The sequence below is a fragment of the Acidovorax sp. LjRoot129 genome (genome assembly GCF_964253765.1).
In the GTDB taxonomy this organism is placed as follows: domain Bacteria; phylum Pseudomonadota; class Gammaproteobacteria; order Burkholderiales; family Burkholderiaceae_C; genus Acidovorax.
This window is the reverse complement of sequence record NZ_CAXUSE020000001.1, coordinates 1,270,957-1,290,018: the sequence shown is the minus strand read 5'-3', so window position 1 is coordinate 1,290,018 and position 19,062 is coordinate 1,270,957. Positions and strand designations below refer to the sequence as shown.

Sequence of the window (19,062 nt, the reverse complement as noted above, 5' to 3'; positions counted from 1 at the left end):
CCCGTCTCGTCCCCTCGGAACAGCCGCCTTCGGCTGCGCCGCGGGTCCGTGCGCGCCTGTCCCCACCCACTTCAAACCGAAAGCCACCATGACACACCGCCACCTCTGCCGTCCATTGCACACCCCTGCCCCGCGCCGCCTGTGGGCGCGCACCTTGTGCACCACCACCCTCTCGGCCGCTGCCCTGGCTGCACAAGCCCAGCCCACCGCCGCGCCGGGGCTACAGCTCTACGGGCTTGTCGACGCCGCTGTGGGCCGCTTCGCCAGCCCGGCAGGGGGTGTGAACGCACAAGACCGGGCCATCACCAAGCTCGACGGCGGCGGCATGTCCACCAGCCACTGGGGTGTGCGTGGCCATGAAGACCTGGGCAGCGGGCTGTCGGCGCAGTTCGAGCTGTCCTCCTTCGTGCGCAACGACTCCGGCGCCACCGGGCGCAGCGATGCCCTGCCCGCCCCGGTGAATGTCGGCGCCGATCCGGTGTTTGCGCGCGCCGCGTGGGTGGGCCTGGCCCACCCCACCTGGGGCCGGGTGCGGGCCGGCAACATCACCACGCAGCTGTTCATCAACGCCATCACGTCCAACGCGTTTGGCGACTCCACCGTGTTCGGCCCGCTCAACCTCACCACCTTCATCGGCGGCCTGCTGACCGGTGGCACCGCCTGGGCCAACTCGGTGGTCTACGACACACCCCAGTTCGCGGGCTTGGGCGGATCGGTGGCGCACGCCATCTCCGAAGGCCAGGGCGGCGGCAACAGCGCCGCGCGCCTGGCCTATGCCCAGGGGCCGCTGGCAGCATCGCTGGCATGGCAAAGCGTAAAGAAAAACCCGCTGACCTTCGCAGACGGGACCTCTGCCAACAACACGCGGACGTGGCAGCTGGCAGCTTCGTATGACTTCGAGGTCGTCAAGCTGTTTGCCCACCTGGGCCGCATTCACAACCGGGGCACAGCGGCGTTGCCGCTCGACGTGTCGTACCGGGTGTGGGATGTGAGCGCGGCCGTGCCGGTGGGTGCCGGCCGCGTGCTGGCAGGCTATGCCGTGCGCCGTACGGGCGATGCCGTGGGGCCGGTGCCCGCCACGCTGGCGGGGGGCAATGTAGAGCGCAAGGTATTCACCGTGGGGTATGACTATTTCCTGTCCAAACGCACGGACCTGTATGCCATTGTGATGCGCGACAGCACCCGCACCCACACCCTGCCCGCGCCGCCCTCGGTGGTCAGCGCCCAGGGCACCAGCTTTGCCGTGGGGGTGCGCCACCGCTTCTGAGCAACGCGCTGAGTTTTTATCCAAGGTTGGGGGCGCTTGCAGGCGCCCCTTTTTTTGGCTGGCTAAGCTGGTAACGGCGGCCTAGGAGCCTGCGCGGCAGAAGGAACATCGGCTGCAACGCGCGACAAACTGGTGTCGTGCGGTCCTGCCTCCTGCGCCCAGGGGCCCACCCTGGGCTTGTCGGTAGCACCACACGATCCTCGGTTTTCGCGAGTTTCGCTTCGATGCCTTCTGCCACGCAGGCTCCTAGCCCACCGTCTCGCGCAGCACGCGTTGAAACTCGCCCGCGGTCGTGTCGTAATCCCACCGCGTCGCGCAGCGCGCCCAGCCGCCCTCGGCCGTGCCCGACGGCTCCAGGGTCAGTATCACCAGGCTGTTGGGGCTGCCATGGCGCAGGCGGTGCGATACGGCCGTGCCCGCGTGGCTGGCCCACAGGCCAGGCAGCGGGTTGAGCAGTGCCGGCTGGTGGGCGTGGCCCGACAGCATCATGTGCGCCCCGGCGGCACGCCACCGCTGCAGCGCCTCTTCCGCACGGTGCGGTCGGTGGTCGCGGTCCGCCGCGTCGCGGGCCACCAAGGGGTGGTGGCTGGCCACAATGCGCCACGCATCGGGCGGCGCACGGCCCAGCAGGTCGGCCACGTGGTCGATCTGCGCCGACGACAGGCTGCCGCGTTCGTGCCGCCATGCGCGCGTGGTGTTCACGCCCACCACGTAGAACGGCCCCGCTTGGCGCACGGGTTCGTGGTCGACACCAAACTGCTCGGCAAACCGCTCGTACGCCCGGCCCCAGCGCATCCACCAGGCAAACAACGGCAGGTCGTGGTTGCCGGCCAGCACCAGCGTGGACCGCGCGTGCAGACCCTGCACAAAACGCGCGGCCTGCTCGAACTGGGGGGCCGTGGCCCGCTGCGTCAGGTCGCCCGACACCACGGCCATCGACACGCCCAGCCGCTGCGCCAGGCGCTGCACCGCCGCGCACACCGCCGGGTCGTGCGCCCCGAAGTGCAGGTCCGACAGGTGCATCAGCACATCCATGGGCGCGTCCGGCAGGAGATAGGCGGCACCTGCGCCGTCATGCGGGCAAAAGGCCGCCGACCGGCACCACCGGCACGGGGTCTTCCTGCGGCACCACCGCGCTCGCCACCTCGGGCGGATCATCACGGATCAGCGTTGTAGGCGTCACCAGCCACAACGGCCGCTTGCCGATGTGAAAGTGCAGGGGTGGCGCCATCCACTCGCGCTCGCCATCAAACGCAACCTTGACCTGGGGCGGGCGCCAACTGGCGGGCTCCACGGTCAGCTCGGTGCAGGCCATGCTGGTCACGGCGTGGTCCTTGTGGAGCTGGCCGGTGGCGGCGTTCCACACCGTGCGCGCCACGGCCCAGCGGCCCTGGGGCTGCAGCAGCACCACGGCCAGCTTGCCGCCGTCGGCCACCATGCGCCCCTGGGGCAGGCCCATGCGGTCGAGCTGCAGCGGGTTGTTGCCCACGAACAGCGTGGTCACCAGGTGCTCCTCCTGCCGCGCCTGCGCGCCTTCGTGGGTTTTCATCACCACACGCCAGCGGCGGCCGGACGCGGGGCGGAACATGCTCCACACCGCCGATGCCACGGCCACCAGGCGCGACCGGCCAAACCGCTTGGAGGCCTTCTCGCGCTCGGCCAGCAGCTTGGGGTACAGGCCCACGCTGGCGTTGACCACAAACATGCGCTGGTTGACAAACCCCACCTGCACCGGGCGCATGTCGCCGGCGTGCAGGGCCTGCAGCAGGTCTTGCACAGCAGCTTCCGGGTCGAGCGAGAGGCCATGCTCGCGGCTGAAGTAGTTGAAGGTGCCCATGGGCAACACGCCCATCGGTACGCCCACGCGCAGCGCGGCCGCCGCCACAGCGTTGATGGTGCCGTCGCCGCCCGCAGCCACCACCAGCCCGCCATCGCCCCGCGCGGCATAGGCCGCGTCGCGGGCCAATTGCACGATGTCGCCGCGCTGGCCCGGCACGTGCCACACCACGTTGTGCTGCTGCAGCGCCGCCACGCCTTCGAGCTTGGCGCGCAGCAAATCCAGATCGGCACCGGGACGCTTGGGCACCACGATGTGGATGGGCCCATCGGGCCGGGCTGGAATGGGATGCCGTGGAGGTGTCATGTCTACAAAGTTGTGCAGCGGGGCCGCAGGCTGTGGCGCACGCCATCCGCGCACCGCCGTTGGGATAAATGATGGTCGCAGCAGCGCCCGGCGCGCGCCGCCGGTAGCCACGCCTTGGGCCTGTCAGCGCGCGCCGACAGCCCGCGGGGTTGCCACTTCCATGCCTCTCTCAACCACCCATCAATCACCTACCGCCTCAAGGGATGCTGGGAACTCTGAGACAAACGCGGGTTCCCTCTCCATGAGCCACCACCGAGACAGCGCACCACCACTGCCCATGACAACAGCAATCTTCTCCCCCTCCGAGCTAGGCGCCCTGCTGGCGCAACACCCCATGGCCTGGTGGGTGGCCGGCGTGTTGATGGGTGCATCGCTGGCCTGGGGCGCCCTCCTCGGGCTGCGCGGCCTGCGCCGTGCCGGGCCGCCGCTGCACCGCTTTGTCCCCGTCAAGGCGCGCTGGCTCATGCTCGCCGCGATGGCGGCTGCGGCCTGCGCGCTGGTGATGGCCGGCGAGGTCATGGCCGAGCTGGCCGAGAGCGGCACCGAAGGCCCTTGGGGCGAACTCGACGACGCGATAGCGGCTGGCCTGCGCGCACACGCAGACACCGCCGTACTGCGGTGGTTTGCCACGCTGACCCACCTGGGGGACACCTGGATGCTGACCGCGCTCACGGCGGCGGTGGCCGGTGCGCTGTGGCTGCGCCAGCACCGCATGCTGGCCACGGCCTGGCTGGTGGCCCTGGCCGGCAACGGCGCGCTGACCCGAATCCTCAAGAACACTTTTGATCGCGTGCGGCCCGAGCATGTGCACGGCATCGCCGAGGCGCACGGCTACAGCTTTCCCAGCGGGCATAGCAGCGCGTCGATGGTGGCCTACGCCATGCTCGCCTACCTGGCCACACGCTTGCTGCCACGGCCCTGGCACCTGCCCTCGGCCCTACTCGCCGGCGCGCTCATCGTCACCACGGGCTGGAGTCGCGTCGTACTGCAGGTGCACTACGCCAGCGACGTGCTCGCAGGCTGGCTGCTGGGCGGGACGTGGATGGTGTGCACGGTGCTCATCATGGAGAGCGTGTCGCGCTGGCACGCGGATCGCCGCCCGGCGACGGAGCCGGTCTGATCGCAGCAGCGCACACGCCGGCTGCCACAGCAACCGGGGTCAAATCGCCACGAGGTTGCGAATGCCCTTGGCTTCCATCTCGCTGCCGGGGCCGCGCGCAATAACTTCGCCGCGCTCCATCACCAGGTATTCGTCGGCCAGCTCCTGCGCGAAGTCGTAGTACTGCTCGCACAGCAGGATCGCCATCTCGCCCTTGTCGGCCAGCATGCGAATCACGCGGCCGATGTCCTTGATGATGCTGGGCTGGATGCCCTCGGTGGGCTCGTCCAGGATCAACAGGCGCGGGCCGGGCGCCAACGCGCGGGCAATGGCCAGCTGCTGCTGCTGCCCGCCCGAGAGGTCGCCGCCGCGGCGGTGGAGCATCTGCTTGAGCACAGGGAACAGCTCGTACAGATGCGGGGGGATGGGCGTGGAGCCGCTTTTGTAGGCGAGGCCCATGCGCAGGTTTTCTTCCACCGTGAGGCGGCCGAAGATTTCGCGGCCTTGGGGGACGAAGCCGATGCCTGCTCTCGCCCTGTCGTAGGGGGTGGTTTTGTCGATGGGTTTGCCGTCGAAGTGGATGGCGCCGCTTTTGATGGGGACGAGGCCCATGAGGCTTTTGAGCAGGGTGGTCTTGCCGACGCCGTTGCGGCCGAGCAGGACGGTGACTTTGCCGGGGGCGGCGGTGAGGCTCACGTCGCGCAGGATGTGGGAGCCGCCGTAGTACTGGTTGATGTTTTGGACGGTGAGCATTTTTAACCTTTTTGACCGCTAGCGCTTGTTCAGTAAGCGCTAGTAGCTATTGTTTTGATAGTGGTGCTGCCATCCCCGTTCGGGCTGGGCTTTTGCAGGATCCTGGGGCAGTCCCCAGCCGTTCGGGCTGAGCTTGTCGAAGCCTGGGCGTGCTGGTTTGAAAGGCATGCTCGTGTTGAGGGCGGAGGCCGGGAGTCGCCCGGCGTGCGAGTAACTTTCTTTTGGGTCGCCAAAAGAAAGTCACCAAAGAAAAGGCGACCCCCAGTCTGCGACCCCTTCGCGGTGCGAAGGGGCAACCTGCGGCGGGGCGATTGCGGGGTGCGCCGTGGAACTCACTTCGCGCCTTTGGCGCTACGTTCGGACAGCCACGGCGAGTCAGTTCACGAGGCATGCGCGCTTCGACGCGCATGCTCACCCCGCAACCGCCCCGCCGCAGGCGCAGCCAGCAGGGGGTTGGACAACCGGAAGCCCAACAGCCGACAGCCACACGGGCCATTGCTTCGCTCGGCCCAGCCTGCGCAGCGCGAGGCGCTTGCGCCCGCGCGTTCGGGGCCGAGCGAAGCAATGGCCCGTATGGATGTCCGATCCCCGGGTTCCCTTCAGGATGCGCCGAGGAGCGCAGCGGCCAGCGGATCAGGGCTCGCGATTGTTTGAGCGAAGCGAGTTCGAGCGAGACCCCGCTGGACGCGAGCACCGCAGGTTTCCCCGCTCGCCCGCAGGGCGGGTGGGGACGCAGCGTGTAGGGTCGCCTTTTCTTTGGTGACTTTCTTTTGGCGACCCAAAAGAAAGTTACTGCGCCGCCGGGCGCACACCCCGGCTCCCGCCCTCCAACCAAGCACGCCGCACAGATCATCGAACGTGCCTGCGCCGGCTCCGACAAGCTCAGCCCCAACGGTTGGTGACGCACCACGCCACCACCAAAAAGCACCGCAGCCGAAGAGCGCAAACACACCATCACCGCCCCAGATAAACCTCAATCACCCGCTCATCCGACTGCACCTGATCCAGCGTCCCCTGCGCCAACACCGCCCCATCGCACAACACCGTCACGATCTCAGAAATGGTGCGGATGAACGACATATCGTGCTCCACCACCATCAGCGAATGCTTGCCCTTCAACGTCAAAAACAACTCCGCAGTCCGCGCAGTTTCCTCGTCCGTCATCCCCGCCACAGGCTCGTCGAGCAGCAGCAACTTCGGGTCCTGCATCAGCAGCATACCGATCTCCAGCCACTGCTTCTGGCCATGGCTCAGATTGCCCGCCATGCGCGTCACGCTGTCCGCCAAGTGAATCGTGTGCAGGACCTCGGCCAACCGATCCGACTGGGTCGAATCCAGCCGAAAGAACATGCTCGACTTCACACCCTTGTGGGTCTTCAAAGCCAGTTCCAGGTTTTCAAACACCGACAGCTGCTCGAACACCGTGGGCTTCTGGAACTTGCGCCCTATCCCCAAGCTGGCGATCTCGGGTTCGTTGTGGCGCAAGAGGTCGATGGTCGAGCCGAAGTACACCGTGCCGCTGTCCGGACGGGTCTTGCCGGTGATGATGTCCATCATCGTCGTCTTGCCCGCACCGTTCGGGCCGATGATGCAGCGCAGCTCGCCGGGTGCGATATCGAGGCTCAGGTTGTTGATGGCCTTGAAGCCGTCAAAGCTCACGCTCACATCTTCCAGGTACAGGATGCGGCCGTGGGTGATGTCCACCTCACCGGGCGTGGCGATGCGCGAAAAACCTGCAGCGCGCCCGCCGGACTCGGTCTGGCCCGGGGCAGCGGGTGCCAGCTTGGCCTGAACGCGCCTTGCGCCTTCGTCCATCAGATCGGGCGTCATGGTGCGGCTCCTGGAGTTTTCTTGTTTTTCTTCAGCTTCTTCACCAGGCCCACCACACCATCGGGCAGGAACAGCGTGACGGCGATGAACAGCGCGCCGAGGAAGTACAGCCAGAACTCGGGCGCCGTGACGGTGAGCCAGCTCTTGGCGCCGTTGACGATGAAGGCGCCGACGATGGGGCCGATCAGCGACGCACGCCCGCCCACTGCGGCCCAGACCGCGATCTCGATGGAGTTGGCGGCGCTCATCTCCCCGGGGTTGATGATGCCCACCTGGGGCACGTACAACGCGCCCGCCACGCCACACATCATGGCGCTGATGGTCCAGATGGTGAGCTTGTAGGGCAGCGGCGAGTAGCCCGAGAACATGACGCGCGTCTCGGCATCGCGCACGGCCTGCAGCACGCGGCCGAACTTGCTGCGCACCAGCCAGCGCGCCAGCAAAAAGAACACCAGCAGCGTGACGCCCGTCATCACGAACAGCAGCATGCGCATGTTCTGCGTGGCAATCGGCTGGCCCAGGATGCGCTTGAAATCGGTAAAACCGTTGTTGCCGCCAAAGCCCGTCTCGTTGCGAAAGAACAGCAGCATGGCCGCATACGTCATGGCCTGCGTGATGATCGAGAAATACACGCCCTTGATGCGCGAGCGGAAGGCGAAGTAGCCGAAGACAAATGCGATGAAGCCGGGGACCGCCACGATCAAGATCAGCGTGGCCACAAAGCTGTCGGACAGCGCCCAGTGCCAGGGCAGTTCCTTCCAGTCGAGGAACACCATGAAATCGGGCAGGTCGCTTTTGTAGTTGCCGTCGCGGCCGATCTGGCGCATGAGGTACATGCCCATCACGTAGCCGCCCAGTGCAAAGAACAGGCCATGGCCCAGGCTCAGGATGCCGGTGTAGCCCCAGATGAGGTCCATGGCGAGCGCGCAGATGGCGTAGCACATGATCTTGCCGAGCAGCGCCACGGCGTAGTCGGACAGGTGCAGCGGGCTGCCAGCGGGTACCCACAGGTTGAGCACGGGCGCCACGGCACACACCACGATGAGCGCCACGATGAAGGCCGACCAGCCGCTGCGGGTAAGCAGCGGAGCGGGTGCGGGGAGTTGGATAGCAGGGGTATTCATAACAGTCTCAATCCGCCGTACGGCCCTTCACCGCGAAGATGCCCTGCGGCCGCTTCTGGATGAAGATGATGATGAACACCAGCACGGCGATCTTGGCCAGCACGGCGCCCGTCCAGCCTTCGAGGAACTTGTTGAGCACGCCCAGGCCCAGCGCGGCATACACGGTGCCGGCCAGCTGGCCCACGCCGCCCAGCACCACCACCATGAACGAGTCGACGATGTAGCCCTGGCCCAGGTCCGGCCCCACGTTGCCCACCTGGCTGAGCGCACAGCCCGCCAGGCCCGCAATGCCGGAGCCCAACGCGAAGGCGTAGGTATCGACACGGGCCGTGTTCACGCCCATGCACGAGGCAATGGGGCGGTTTTGCGTGACGCCGCGCACGAACAGACCCAGGCGCGTCTTGCTGATGAGGAAGGCCACGCCACCCAGCACCGCCAGCGCAAAGGCCACGATGATCACGCGGTTCCAGGGCAGCTGCAGGTTCTCCATGAGCTGCACGCCGCCGCTCATCCACGAGGGGTTTTCGACACCCACGTTCTGCGCGCCGAAGACCGTGCGCACCAGCTGCTGCAGCATCAGGCTGATGCCCCAGGTGGCCAGCAAGGTCTCGAGCGGCCGGCCGTACAGGAAGCGGATCACGCTGCGCTCCAGCACCGCGCCCATCAGGGCCGACGCCATGAAGGCGGCGGGCACGGCCGCCACCAGATACCAGTCGAAGGCACCCGGAAAGTATTTCTGGAACACGCCCTGCATCACGTACGTGGCGTAGGCGCCGATCATCATCAGCTCGCCATGGGCCATGTTGATCACGCCCATGAGGCCATAGGTAATGGCCAGGCCCAGCGCCACCAAGAGCAGGATAGAGCCCAGGCTGATGCCGGTGAACATCGCCGCCAGGCGCTCGCCCCATTTCAGGCTGTCTTCCACCGTCTTGAGCGCAGCCTGCAGCGCGGCTTTGACCTTGGGATCCTGTTCGTTGCGCAGCTGCTCCAGCAGCACGGTGCGCGTGGCGGGGTTGCCGCTGGCGGCCAGGTGTTGCGCGGCCTCCAGGCGCTTGGCGGCGTCGCTGCTGCTCAGCAGGATGCGCGCACGGATGCTGGCGAGGCGCGCCTTCAGGGCCACATCCTGCTCGGCGGCCAGCGCCTTTTCGACGAGCGGCAGGCGCGCCTCGTCGGTCTCTTCGCGCAGCGCTTCGATGGCGCTGCGGCGCTGTGCAATGTCAGTGGACATCAGCTGCAGCGAAGCCAGCGCGGTGTCGAACTCGCCACGCATGCGGTTGTTGTTGACGATGTCTTCGGCGTCGTCAGGCACCGGCACCTCGGCGCCGGTCACGGGGTCCAGCCCCTTGTCGCCCTGGATCACGATGGCCTTGTCGCCCGCGATCTTCACGGCGTCGTCACCCATCGCACGGATAAACGCCAACGTGGCTTCGTCGGGCGTGGCGATGGCCTTCTGTAGCGCGGCGATCCGGTCATCGGTATCACCCGCCGCCATGGCCCGAGCAGCCTCGGCCGTGAGCGCGTGCGCCTGCACCGCTGTGCACAACAGCAGGCAGGCGATCAAGCGAGAAAAGATGGAAGCAAGCATGACGAGAGCTGTGTGAAAAGCAGTGGGCCGCAAAGCACGCGCGATCTAGAAGCGAGGGCCGCCGCGCAAGGGCCGCCCCGCCGCGCTGGCGGCGTCCCCCCTCCCGCATCGCGCAGCGAGGCGAGAGAGGGGGTGAAGGCGCGTAAGCGCCTCAGGGGGGTGCTCAGAGTTTCGTCTTGCCGTCCGGCTCATCCTTCTTCTTGTCGTTGCCTTCGATGTACGGGCTCCATGGCTTGGCCTTCACCGGACCAGGCGTCTTCCACACTACGTTGAACTGGCCGTCGGCCTTGATCTCGCCGATGAACACGCTCTTGTGCAAGTGGTGGTTCTTCTCATCCATCTTGCTGACGATGCCGCTCGGTGCCTTGAAGGTCTGGCCGGCCATGGCGGCGATCACCTTGTCCACGTCCGTGCTCTTGGCCTTTTCAACGGCCTGCTTCCACATGTTGATGCCGATGTAGGTGGCTTCCATCGGGTCGTTGGTGAGCGGCTTGTCCTTGTGGCCGGCGATGCCCTTGGCCTTGGCGTAGTCGCCCCACTTCTTGATGAAGGCGGTGTTCTCAGGGCTCTTGATGGACTGGAAGTAGTTCCAGGCAGCCAGGTGGCCCACGAGTGGCTTGGTGTCCACGCCGCGCAGTTCTTCTTCGCCCACGGAGAAGGCAACAACCGGAACGTCCTTCGCCTTCAGGCCCGCGTTGCCGAGCTCTTTGTAGAAGGGCACGTTGGAGTCGCCATTGATGGTGGAGACCACGGCGGTCTTGCCGCCCTGGCTGAACTTCTTCACGTCGGCCACGATGGTCTGATAGTCAGAGTGGCCGAACGGGGTGTACTTCTCGTCGATGTCGGAATCCTTTACGCCCTTGGACTTCAGGTAGGCGCGCAGGATCTTGTTGGTGGTGCGGGGGTACACGTAGTCGGTGCCCAGCAGCACCCAGCGCTTGGCGCCGCCGCCGTCCTTGCTCATCAGGTAGTCCACCGCGGGGATGGCTTGCTGGTTGGGCGCAGCGCCGGTGTAGAACACGTTCTTGGACAGCTCTTCACCCTCGTACTGCACGGGGTAGAACAAGAGGCCGTTCATTTCTTCGACGACGGGCAGCACCGACTTGCGCGACACCGAAGTCCAGCAGCCGAAGATCACCGAGACCTTGTCCTGGCCCAGCAGCTGCTTGGTCTTTTCAGCGAACAGGGGCCAGTTGGAGGCTGGGTCCACGATCACGGGCTCGAGCTTCTTGCCCAGCACGCCGCCCTTGGCGTTGATCTCGTCGATGGCCATCAGCACCGTGTCTTTCAACACGGTTTCCGAAATGGCCATGGTGCCCGACAGGCTGTGCAGGATGCCGACCTTGATGGTCTCTTGCGCATGGGCTGGCAATGCAGACAGACCAGCGAGCGTAGCGACGGCCGCAAGGGCCTTGAGGGAATAACGACGTTGCATGTGGGCTTCTCCGGTGGTGGTCTCAAACGGACCGTCTCGCCCGGCAGGCTCCCCCTTGAAGCCTGTCTGCGGTTGGGATCGGGCGATGCAATGGATTCTGAAGAGCAGGGCCCGCGGCGGAAATACGCCGGGTGGCGTACACGGCGCTGGCGTGTGCGGCGCCGCTGCGATTTGCAGGCGGTGGGAGGTGCGTGCGGCCGCGTAGCGCAGTGTGGTGTGGTGTGGCGTGGCGTGGCCTGTGCTGAGAGCTTGCAGGTTCGGGCTCTGGCGTGACGTTACGGAGCCCACAACGCCGGCCAATTCGCATCATTTAGGCCCCTAGCGCTTGTTCCTATTGCACTTATTGCTATTCCTTTTATAGCAATCACTCAAAACACACTACAAGGCCAGCAATGCCGCGTGTTTGCCCGTGCGCCGCTCCACTACGGGCCAGCGCCGCTGGTTGGTTAGAGTATCGACCTCGCGCAGCGCCTGGCGCCGCCCAGCACGCACCCTCTACCCTCCCCCGCCCCCCATCCCCCATGTCCAACCTCGTCGTCCACGGTGGCACCCCGCTCAAGGGCCGCATCCATCCTTCGGCCAACAAGAACGCCGTGCTGCCGGTGCTGTGCGCCACGCTGCTCACCAACGAGCCGCTGCGCCTGCTGCGCGTGCCGGACATCACCGACGTGCGCAAGATCCTGGATATCTTTCGCACCCTGGGCAGCGATGTGCGCATGGACCACGACACCGGCACGCTTGACCTGCACCACCACGCCACCGTGTTCGACGCCTCGCAGCACCGCCTGCCGGAGGAGATGCGCTCGTCGATCATGCTGGTGCCGCCGCTGCTGGCGCGTTTTGGCGTGGCGCGGCTGGAGGACAACGTGAAGGGCTGCACGCTCGGCGTGCGCGAGATCGACCCGCATGTGGAAGTGTTCCGCCGCTTTGGCGGCACGGTGGAGCGCGCCGAGGGCTCTCTGCTGGTGCGCAATGCCCACGGGCGGCTGCAGGCCACGCAGCATTGGCTGGACTACGCATCAGTGACCACCACCGAAAACTTCGTGCTGTGCGCCGCAACGGCCGAGGGCACATCGGTGCTGACCAACGCGGCGTCAGAGCCCCACGTGCAGGAGTTCTGCCGGTTCATGACCATGATCGGCGTGCGCATCGAGGGTATGGGCACCTCGCGCCTCACGGTGCATGGCGGTACCACGCTGCGCGGCGGCGAGTTCCGCTTCGACGAGGACTTCCACGAGATCACGACCTTCCTGGCGCTGGGCGCCATCACCGGTGGCGACGTGGTGGTGCGCAATAGCGCGCCCGAGAACTTCCCGCTCATCGACCGCACGTTTGCCAAGTTCGGCGTCACGGTCACGCACGAGGACGGCTGGTCACGCGCCCGGTGCGATGGCCCGCTCAAGGTGCAAACGCCGTTCACGAGCAATGTGCTGACCAAGGTCGAGGCCGCGCCCTGGCCGTATTTTCCGGTGGACCTGCTGCCCATTTTCATCGCGCTGGGGGTGCGGGCCGAGGGCAACGCGCTGTTCTGGAACAAGGTCTACGACGGCGCCCTGGGCTGGGCGGGCGAGCTGTCCAAATTTGGCGCGCATGTGTTCCAGTCCGACCCACACCGGCTCGTGACCTTTGGCGGCAACCCGCTCACCCCCGCCGTGGTCGAGAGCCCCTACATCATCCGCGTGGCGATTGCGCTTTTCATGGTGGCGGCCAGCACGCCCGGCCGCTCTGAGATCCGCAACGCCACCCCCATCCGACGCGCGCACCCGCGCTTTGTGGAAAACCTGCGCAGCCTGGGCGTTCAGGTGGAGTGGACGAGCGAGGAATAAGACCCTGTTCAAGATCTTTGCGGGGCCGCGCAAGCACCTTGCCGGGAGGGGAGGCTAGGCGCGGTGCGCAGCCAATAGCTCGGCTATTGGCAAGCGCCGCAACGCTGCAGACGGCCCGGCAAGGCGCTTGCCCGAAGGGTTGGAGTGACATCGGGTCATTGGACGCCCCGGCTGCTTGCATGGGCATGAACCCCTGCGGCGCATCAGAAGCATCCACTCCTCCCGATTTCATCCCAACGCGATCCCCGAAAAGATTTTGAACAGGTTCTTAGCGCCCGAGACCCCTGACCGGGGGCTGCAGCGGGCAGCACCTCAAACGGGGAGTCAGGTGGCCGCGAAGACCCCATCCGGCGCATCGCCGACACTGGGGAGCACGTGCACGGTGGCGCTGGCGTGGTGCACATCCGCGCAAACCACGGTGTTGCGCCCGGCGCCCTTGGCGCGGTAAAGCGCCTTGTCGGCGCGGTTGACAAGCTCTTCAAAGCTCAGCCCCGCGCCCTTGTGCAGCGTGGCCACGCCAATGCTCACCGTGACCGAAATGCGCGCACCCTCCTCGTTGATGGGCACGCTCATCACCGACACATCGTGGCGCAGCGATTCAGCCAGGCGCACGGCGTTGGCGGTGTCGGTCTCGGGCAGCACGATGACGAACTCTTCGCCGCCGAAGCGGGCCACGATGTCCACGCCGCTGCGTTTGCGCGCTGCACAGGCCTGGGCCACGGCGCAGATCACGCGGTCGCCGGCCAGGTGGCCCCACACGTCGTTGACGGGCTTGAAGAGGTCGATGTCCACCACCAGCAGCGACAGCGGGTGGTCGAACCGCTCGGTGCGCTTGCACTCGTTGGCGCCCAGCTCCATCAGCGTGCGGCGGTTGGCCAGCCCGGTAAGTGCATCGTGGGCCGCCAGCAGCTCCAGCGTGGTGTTGAGCTGCTGCAGCAGCCTGTTTTGCTCGATGAGCTGGCGGTTGATCTGCGCGATCTCGGTTTCGCGCTGCTTGCGGTCGTTGATGTTGAAGGTGACGCCGATCAAGCGCTTGCCCGGCGTATCGCTGCTGCCGTCCATGATGCGGCCGTAGTTGGCAAACCAGACCCATTCGCCGTTTTTGGCCCGCAGGCGGAATTCGCAGCGGTATTGCGGTGTGATGCCCGACAGGTGGTCGGCCACGGACTGGCGCACCATGTCCACGTCGTCGGGGTGGAACAGGCCATAGATGTCCTGCACGCCCGAGACGATCTCTTCTTCGGTAAAGCCCAGCTCCAGGAAGGTCTTGGTGGCCTTGCGGGTGACGTTGCCGGTCACCAGATCGTTCTCCCACAGGTCCAGCCCGGCGGCTTCCAGCGCCAACTCCAGCCGCTCCTTGTTCAGGTCTGCTTCACCCATGGCGGCTCACTGGCTTTCGAGGTTGCCGACAGGGTCAGGCCGGTGGCATGCCGCCGGCGTAGCCGATCTTGCGCAGCAGACCCGCAAATGACGCCACGACGCCCGGCGTGTTGTACAGCTGCGGCGCTGTCTGCACGGCGATCACGCTCACCGCCTTGCCCGTGCTGCGGCCGGTGGTCGCGTCGAAATACACGGCCAGGTCGTCGTTGGCATTGGAGAACCCGCGCCCTGTGCTCTCGGAGTAGTAGCAAATCGAGTCCGGCGCGATGATGTCGGGAGCCGTGCTCGACGACGAATACATGATCAGGTTCTCGTTCAGGTTGTAGAGGTAGTGCGTGGCCGTGCTCTGGCTCGAGTCCTGCGCATTGTCCAGTCGGATGATGCCCGAGTCCAGTGACGTGGCGCTGGATGTGGACTGGGTGACCGAGGTGATGAAAAAGTTGGTGACCACTGCGCTGGCAGCCCGCCCGGTCAGGTTCTGGATGGCGGTGGCGACGTCGTTTGTGGACAGTGGCGTAACGGCCTGCAGCATCTGCAAGCCCAGCGCCCGCGCCTGCTCCAGGGTGCCTTCGATGTAGCTGCCCGACAACGCAAACTGGTTCGTCGCGTTCGACGGCCACATGGCGATCCCCGAATACCCGCCGAAGCCACCCACCACGCCGCCCGCCAGCGACTCAATGCCCGAAGCCGTGGCCGACCCCAGCACCGCGTATTGGGCAGCCACCAGGGTGGGCGCATCGCTGGCCAGCACCGCGGGGCTGGGCGCGGGGCCGGACGGGCTGGTGAACGTGGTCTGGGGCAGCTCGGGCACGGCGCGGCCCGCGCCGTCGCCGTTAACCACCCAGACTGAGCCGTTGGACATCGCGGCACCAATGAGCGGCACCAGGGAGTTGATCGGCCCGATCTCGACAGGGATCAGCGCACCGATCTGCATGCCCGTCATGCCCTGCTGCACCGCCAGGGTGTTGCTGATGGAGTTCTGGATTGCCGCAAGGTCGAGGCTGGAGGCCGCGTCGGGCGAGCCCATGATGGCCAGCACACACGCCGGGGTGGCGCCGTCGTAATCCTGCACCTTGACGGTGCCGCTGAAGCCCTGGTTGGCCAGCTCCTGCACGATGGAGCAGGCGTCGGTGTAGCTGCCGCCGCCGCCGCTGGCGAGCACCGCAGCGCCCGTGGCGATTGCCTGGAAGTCGGTCAGGCCATAGGAATAGACATTGCCCATCGGTGCACATCCCTCTCTGCTGTCGGCTGTTCGTTGTGTTGCCCGTCCACAGCAGGCCGCTGCGGCCCTGTGTAACGGAATGTCGCTGGCAGGCACGATACGCGAGCGCGGGCGAAAGTCAATCAGCGCCATCCCGTGACGCATCCCGCAGCGGACTGCACGCCACAACGCGGCTGCACACTGGCTTCGGGCCGCGCCATGGCCTATGCTCGGGCCTGCATTTCGCGCATTTCCGGCCGTCGCCCCACACACCATGAGCCTTCCCGAAACCTCCCCCGTCTACAGCACCGAAGACCTGCTGATCAGCCTGTGCAACTCCGTCACCCGGGTACTGGGCGTGGCCACACACAGCCAGATCCATTACAGCGGCATGGTGCAGCGCATCAGCAAGACCTGCCTCAAGCCTGACATCGGCTGCTTCGTGCTGTTCGACGGCGGCTTCTCCGGGCTGGTGATCATCAACTTCTCGGCCCAGGCCGCCATGGAGCTGTACGCCAGCTACCTGCTCAACATGGGCATGTCCAAGGACGACCTGGTCACCTCGTACACCTCGGACGAAGTGAGCAATGTGATGGGCGAGCTCATGAACCAGGTGGTGGGCGACTTCACCGGCAAGGTGCGGCGCGAGCTGCAGACCCACATCACGCAGAACCAGCCCAAGATGCTGGTGCTGAACAAGCAGGTGCAACTCTCGGTAGACGCCAACCTCGACAAGCCCGAGGCCCGGCGCGTGACCTTCTACACCAGCAACAACAACATCTTCTATCTGGAACTGGCGATCGACCGCACCGAGTTCATCAAGCTCTACGACTTCGAAGCACAAGAGGCCCCTGACCCGGACGCCCTGATGGCGCAGTCGCAGGCCGCGCCGCCTGTGCCCGTGCCGCCGCCCGCCGGGCAGGACGATACGGACGCGCTGCTCAAGTCGTTGGGGATGTAGTTGCGGGCGCCGGGCAGAGTGCCGACGCACCAGGCAATTGCTACAAAAATAATAGCTTAAAACGCTTATACAACAAGTGATAGGCCTGATTTTTATATCAAACACAGCAATCACAGCGACCGATACGGCCGCACGCCGCCTCTGATCGCCGCCACCGCAGCCGCCCCGATGCCACGCAGCACGCGCAGACCGATCGCGCGCTGTGCTCCCCTCGCCCCCATAGCCACGCGCTGATTCCACCAAGCCATGCCCTTCACCCCCTTCCACATGGGCGTCGGCCTGGCCGCCAAGGCGGTCGGCGGGCGGCACTTCAGCGTGCTCACGTTTGGCATCGCCCAGGTGGCCATGGACATCGAGCCGCTGATCGGCATGCTCCGCGATTCGGCCGTGCTGCACGGGCCCACCCACACCTACCTGGGCGCGGTGCCGATTGCGCTGGCGGCCGCGGCGCTCACGCCCTGGCTGTGCGGGCCGCTGCTGCGGCGCTGGAACCACGAAGTCGTGCACTACGGGATGCCGTGGTTGCAAGAGACCGTTTCGTGGAAGCCGCGGGTGCTGGTGGTCAGCGCGCTGACCGGGACTTTCTCTCACGTGCTGCTCGACAGCGTGATGCACCTGGACATCCAGCCCTGGGCGCCGTGGTCCGACGCCAATGGGTTGTACGCGGCCCTCCCGCTGCCGACCCTGCACCTGCTGTGCACGGCGGGCATGGTGGTGGGCGCGCTGGGGTGGGTTGCATTGCGGTGGCTTCGACGGCCCCGTGCCGCCCCAACCTCCGGGCGGTGAGCTGCGGGCCAGTGCTGCCCACTGGCGCATGGAGCGCAGTGCGATTGCCTTGTCCTACATCGGCGCGCCAAAGCTGCTGACGCACACGGACCGCACGCTGGGTAGATTGGTCCACAGCCGTGGGGCAGTGCCGCTGCGCCACCCGTCCACCTTTCGAAGGAGCCCGCCATGCCCCAAGCCCAATGGACTGCCCAGCGCGAACGCCAGTTCAAGCACATCAAAACCAGTCTGAAAAAACGCGGCAAAAGCACCGCCACGGCCGAAGAGATTGCCGCGCGCACCGTGAACAAGGAACGCGCCCAGCACGGTGAAAGCAAAACAGCCAACCCCAAGACGCTGAAGGACACGCCAGCGCCGGTGCGCGGCGGCAAACGGTCACACCAGGGCGCGCAGGGCCGCACGCGGGATCAGCTGTACGAAGAAGCGCGCAAGAAGGGGATCGAAGGCCGGTCCAAGATGAACAAGCAGGCGCTGGAGCAGGCCGTCGGCCGCTGACCGAAGCCCATCGGCATGGCACGCTGCAGGCGCAAGCCCCGCTGCTAGCAAACTATTAATTTGATAGCTACAGGCGCTTATATAATAAGCGCTAGCAGCCAAAAAGACTTGAAATTCAGCCTTCAAACTGCGGATGCAGCTGCCGGATGCGGTTCATCGCCATCGCCGCCGCGGCGGTGCGCGTCTCTACCCCGAGCTTGGCAAACACGCGCTCCAGGTGTTTCTTCACCGTCGCCGGGCTGGCGCCCAGGATGTCGCCGATGTCGCGGTTGATCTTGCCCTTGACCACCCAGTACAGCACCTCGGCCTCGCGCGCGGTGAGCTTGAAGGACAGGCTCATGGATTCGATGATCTTCGCGTCCGACACCTCGCGCATCACGATCAGCCAGTCGCCACCGCCCTCGCTGTCGCCGGCCTGCTGGTGCAGGCGGAAGGTGAGGCGGCGTGCGCCCTGCTCTACCGCCAGGCGCGGGGGTTCGGCCAACGCGTGGGCCAGCAGCTCGGCCGCGTTTTCGGCCAGCACGTGGCGGCGCAGCCAGGCCTGCACCAGCTCGGGCGCCCACGGGCTGGCCTCGCCAAAGTAGCCCTGCAGCAGCTCGCGCGCCAGCGGCGTCTGCCACACGATGCGGCCATCGACCGCGCGCACGGTGATGCTGGCGTAGCCGAAGGCGTCGAGCGCATTGCGCGCCTCGCGGGCCTGGCTGGCGTCCTGCCGGGCCTTGCGCGCCGCGCCCAGGTGCACGCCCATGCGCGCCATCACTTCGCGCGGTTTGATGGGCTTGGTGACGTAGTCGACGCCGCCGGCCTCCAGCGCGGCCACCAGGTGCTCGGTCTCGGTCAGGCCGGTCATGAAGATGATGGGGATGTGCGCCGTGGCAGGCGACGCCTTGAGGCGCCGCGCCACCTCGAAGCCGTCCATGCCCGGCATCATCGCGTCGAGCAGGACGATGTCGGGCAGCGCCTGCGCGGCGCGCTGCAGTGCGGCCTCGCCATGCATGGCCACCAGCACGGTGTAGCCTGACTCATCGAGGGCATCGTGCAGCACAGCCAGGTTGTCGGGCACGTCGTCCACGATCAGCACCACGTCGCTGTCGCTGCGGTCCAGCGCGGCGGCGCCGCTGGCAGCCAGGCCGGGTGGATAAGAAGAGGCGGTGGTCATCATCGTTGTCGTCGT

17 protein-coding genes are annotated in these 19,062 nt (G+C 66.3%); 7 read left to right on the top strand and 10 right to left on the bottom strand.

Going from position 1 to position 19,062, the window contains the following annotated elements:
• Nucleotides 1-88: 88 nt before the first annotated feature.
• A complete protein-coding gene (locus tag ACSQ3Q_RS06055) occupies nucleotides 89-1,267 on the top strand; it encodes a porin (RefSeq protein WP_436133501.1) in 1,179 nt (392 codons plus the stop codon).
• Nucleotides 1,268-1,513: 246 nt separating this feature from the next.
• Here the strand turns inward: ACSQ3Q_RS06055 and ACSQ3Q_RS06050 are convergent, their stop codons facing one another.
• Nucleotides 1,514-2,302, bottom strand: a complete 789-nt coding sequence (locus ACSQ3Q_RS06050; protein WP_436133500.1) for a metallophosphoesterase family protein — start codon at nucleotides 2,300-2,302, stop codon at nucleotides 1,514-1,516.
• Between the two features lie 37 nt (nucleotides 2,303-2,339).
• Entirely contained in the window at nucleotides 2,340-3,410 is a 1,071-nt protein-coding gene (locus tag ACSQ3Q_RS06045) for a diacylglycerol/lipid kinase family protein (protein WP_436133499.1), read from the bottom strand.
• 277 nt (nucleotides 3,411-3,687) lie between these two features.
• Between ACSQ3Q_RS06045 and ACSQ3Q_RS06040 the strand changes: the two genes are divergently transcribed.
• Nucleotides 3,688-4,530 carry a phosphatase PAP2 family protein gene (locus ACSQ3Q_RS06040; protein WP_436133498.1) on the top strand — a complete coding sequence of 281 codons (843 nt, stop codon included), beginning with the start codon at nucleotides 3,688-3,690 and terminating at the stop codon, nucleotides 4,528-4,530.
• Between the two features lie 39 nt (nucleotides 4,531-4,569).
• On the opposite strand, the gene urtE is transcribed toward ACSQ3Q_RS06040, so the two are convergent.
• Nucleotides 4,570-5,262: an urea ABC transporter ATP-binding subunit UrtE gene (gene urtE, locus ACSQ3Q_RS06035; RefSeq protein ID WP_436133497.1), complete on the bottom strand. Its 693-nt coding sequence runs from the start codon at nucleotides 5,260-5,262 to the stop codon at nucleotides 4,570-4,572.
• A gap of 11 nt (nucleotides 5,263-5,273) precedes the next feature.
• Between urtE and ACSQ3Q_RS06030 the strand changes: the two genes are divergently transcribed.
• Nucleotides 5,274-5,393: a hypothetical protein gene (locus ACSQ3Q_RS06030; protein WP_436133496.1), complete on the top strand. Its 120-nt coding sequence runs from the start codon at nucleotides 5,274-5,276 to the stop codon at nucleotides 5,391-5,393.
• An 823-nt stretch (nucleotides 5,394-6,216) separates the two neighbouring features.
• On the opposite strand, the gene urtD is transcribed toward ACSQ3Q_RS06030, so the two are convergent.
• The 4 genes from urtD to urtA all read right to left on the bottom strand — a co-directional run bounded on the left by urtD (nucleotide 6,217) and on the right by urtA (nucleotide 11,239).
• Nucleotides 6,217-7,092, bottom strand: a complete 876-nt coding sequence (gene urtD, locus ACSQ3Q_RS06025; protein WP_436133495.1) for an urea ABC transporter ATP-binding protein UrtD — start codon at nucleotides 7,090-7,092, stop codon at nucleotides 6,217-6,219.
• Entirely contained in the window at nucleotides 7,089-8,216 is a 1,128-nt protein-coding gene (urtC, locus tag ACSQ3Q_RS06020) for an urea ABC transporter permease subunit UrtC (RefSeq protein WP_436133494.1), read from the bottom strand. The genes urtD and urtC overlap by 4 nt, the downstream gene beginning before the upstream one ends.
• A gap of 7 nt (nucleotides 8,217-8,223) precedes the next feature.
• Complete coding sequence (gene urtB / locus ACSQ3Q_RS06015) at nucleotides 8,224-9,804, bottom strand: urea ABC transporter permease subunit UrtB (protein ID WP_436133493.1); 1,581 nt, start codon at nucleotides 9,802-9,804, stop codon at nucleotides 8,224-8,226.
• A 163-nt stretch (nucleotides 9,805-9,967) separates the two neighbouring features.
• Nucleotides 9,968-11,239, bottom strand: coding sequence for an urea ABC transporter substrate-binding protein (urtA, locus tag ACSQ3Q_RS06010; RefSeq protein WP_436133492.1), 1,272 nt, complete (start codon nucleotides 11,237-11,239; stop codon nucleotides 9,968-9,970).
• 521 nt (nucleotides 11,240-11,760) lie between these two features.
• On the opposite strand from urtA, the gene ACSQ3Q_RS06005 reads away from it, so the two are divergent.
• Nucleotides 11,761-13,065, top strand: a complete 1,305-nt coding sequence (locus ACSQ3Q_RS06005) for a UDP-N-acetylglucosamine 1-carboxyvinyltransferase (protein ID WP_436133491.1) — start codon at nucleotides 11,761-11,763, stop codon at nucleotides 13,063-13,065.
• 324 nt (nucleotides 13,066-13,389) lie between these two features.
• On the opposite strand, the gene ACSQ3Q_RS06000 is transcribed toward ACSQ3Q_RS06005, so the two are convergent.
• Nucleotides 13,390-14,445 carry a sensor domain-containing diguanylate cyclase gene (locus ACSQ3Q_RS06000; RefSeq protein ID WP_436133490.1) on the bottom strand — a complete coding sequence of 352 codons (1,056 nt, stop codon included), beginning with the start codon at nucleotides 14,443-14,445 and terminating at the stop codon, nucleotides 13,390-13,392.
• A gap of 34 nt (nucleotides 14,446-14,479) precedes the next feature.
• Nucleotides 14,480-15,667 (bottom strand): S-methyl thiohydantoin desulfurase domain-containing protein, encoded by a 1,188-nt coding sequence (locus ACSQ3Q_RS05995; protein ID WP_436133489.1) that lies wholly within the window; start codon nucleotides 15,665-15,667, stop codon nucleotides 14,480-14,482.
• 253 nt (nucleotides 15,668-15,920) lie between these two features.
• Between ACSQ3Q_RS05995 and ACSQ3Q_RS05990 the strand changes: the two genes are divergently transcribed.
• The 3 genes from ACSQ3Q_RS05990 (at nucleotide 15,921) to ACSQ3Q_RS05980 (ending at nucleotide 17,888) form a co-directional block, all read left to right on the top strand.
• Complete coding sequence (locus ACSQ3Q_RS05990) at nucleotides 15,921-16,607, top strand: DUF3334 family protein (protein WP_436133488.1); 687 nt, start codon at nucleotides 15,921-15,923, stop codon at nucleotides 16,605-16,607.
• 246 nt (nucleotides 16,608-16,853) lie between these two features.
• A complete protein-coding gene (locus ACSQ3Q_RS05985) occupies nucleotides 16,854-17,393 on the top strand; it encodes a DUF4184 family protein (protein ID WP_436133487.1) in 540 nt (179 codons plus the stop codon).
• Between the two features lie 168 nt (nucleotides 17,394-17,561).
• A complete protein-coding gene (locus tag ACSQ3Q_RS05980) occupies nucleotides 17,562-17,888 on the top strand; it encodes a plasmid stabilization protein (protein ID WP_436133486.1) in 327 nt (108 codons plus the stop codon).
• A gap of 115 nt (nucleotides 17,889-18,003) precedes the next feature.
• On the opposite strand, the gene ACSQ3Q_RS05975 is transcribed toward ACSQ3Q_RS05980, so the two are convergent.
• Nucleotides 18,004-19,047 carry a response regulator gene (locus tag ACSQ3Q_RS05975; RefSeq protein ID WP_436133485.1) on the bottom strand — a complete coding sequence of 348 codons (1,044 nt, stop codon included), beginning with the start codon at nucleotides 19,045-19,047 and terminating at the stop codon, nucleotides 18,004-18,006.
• Nucleotides 19,048-19,062: the final 15 nt, after the last annotated feature.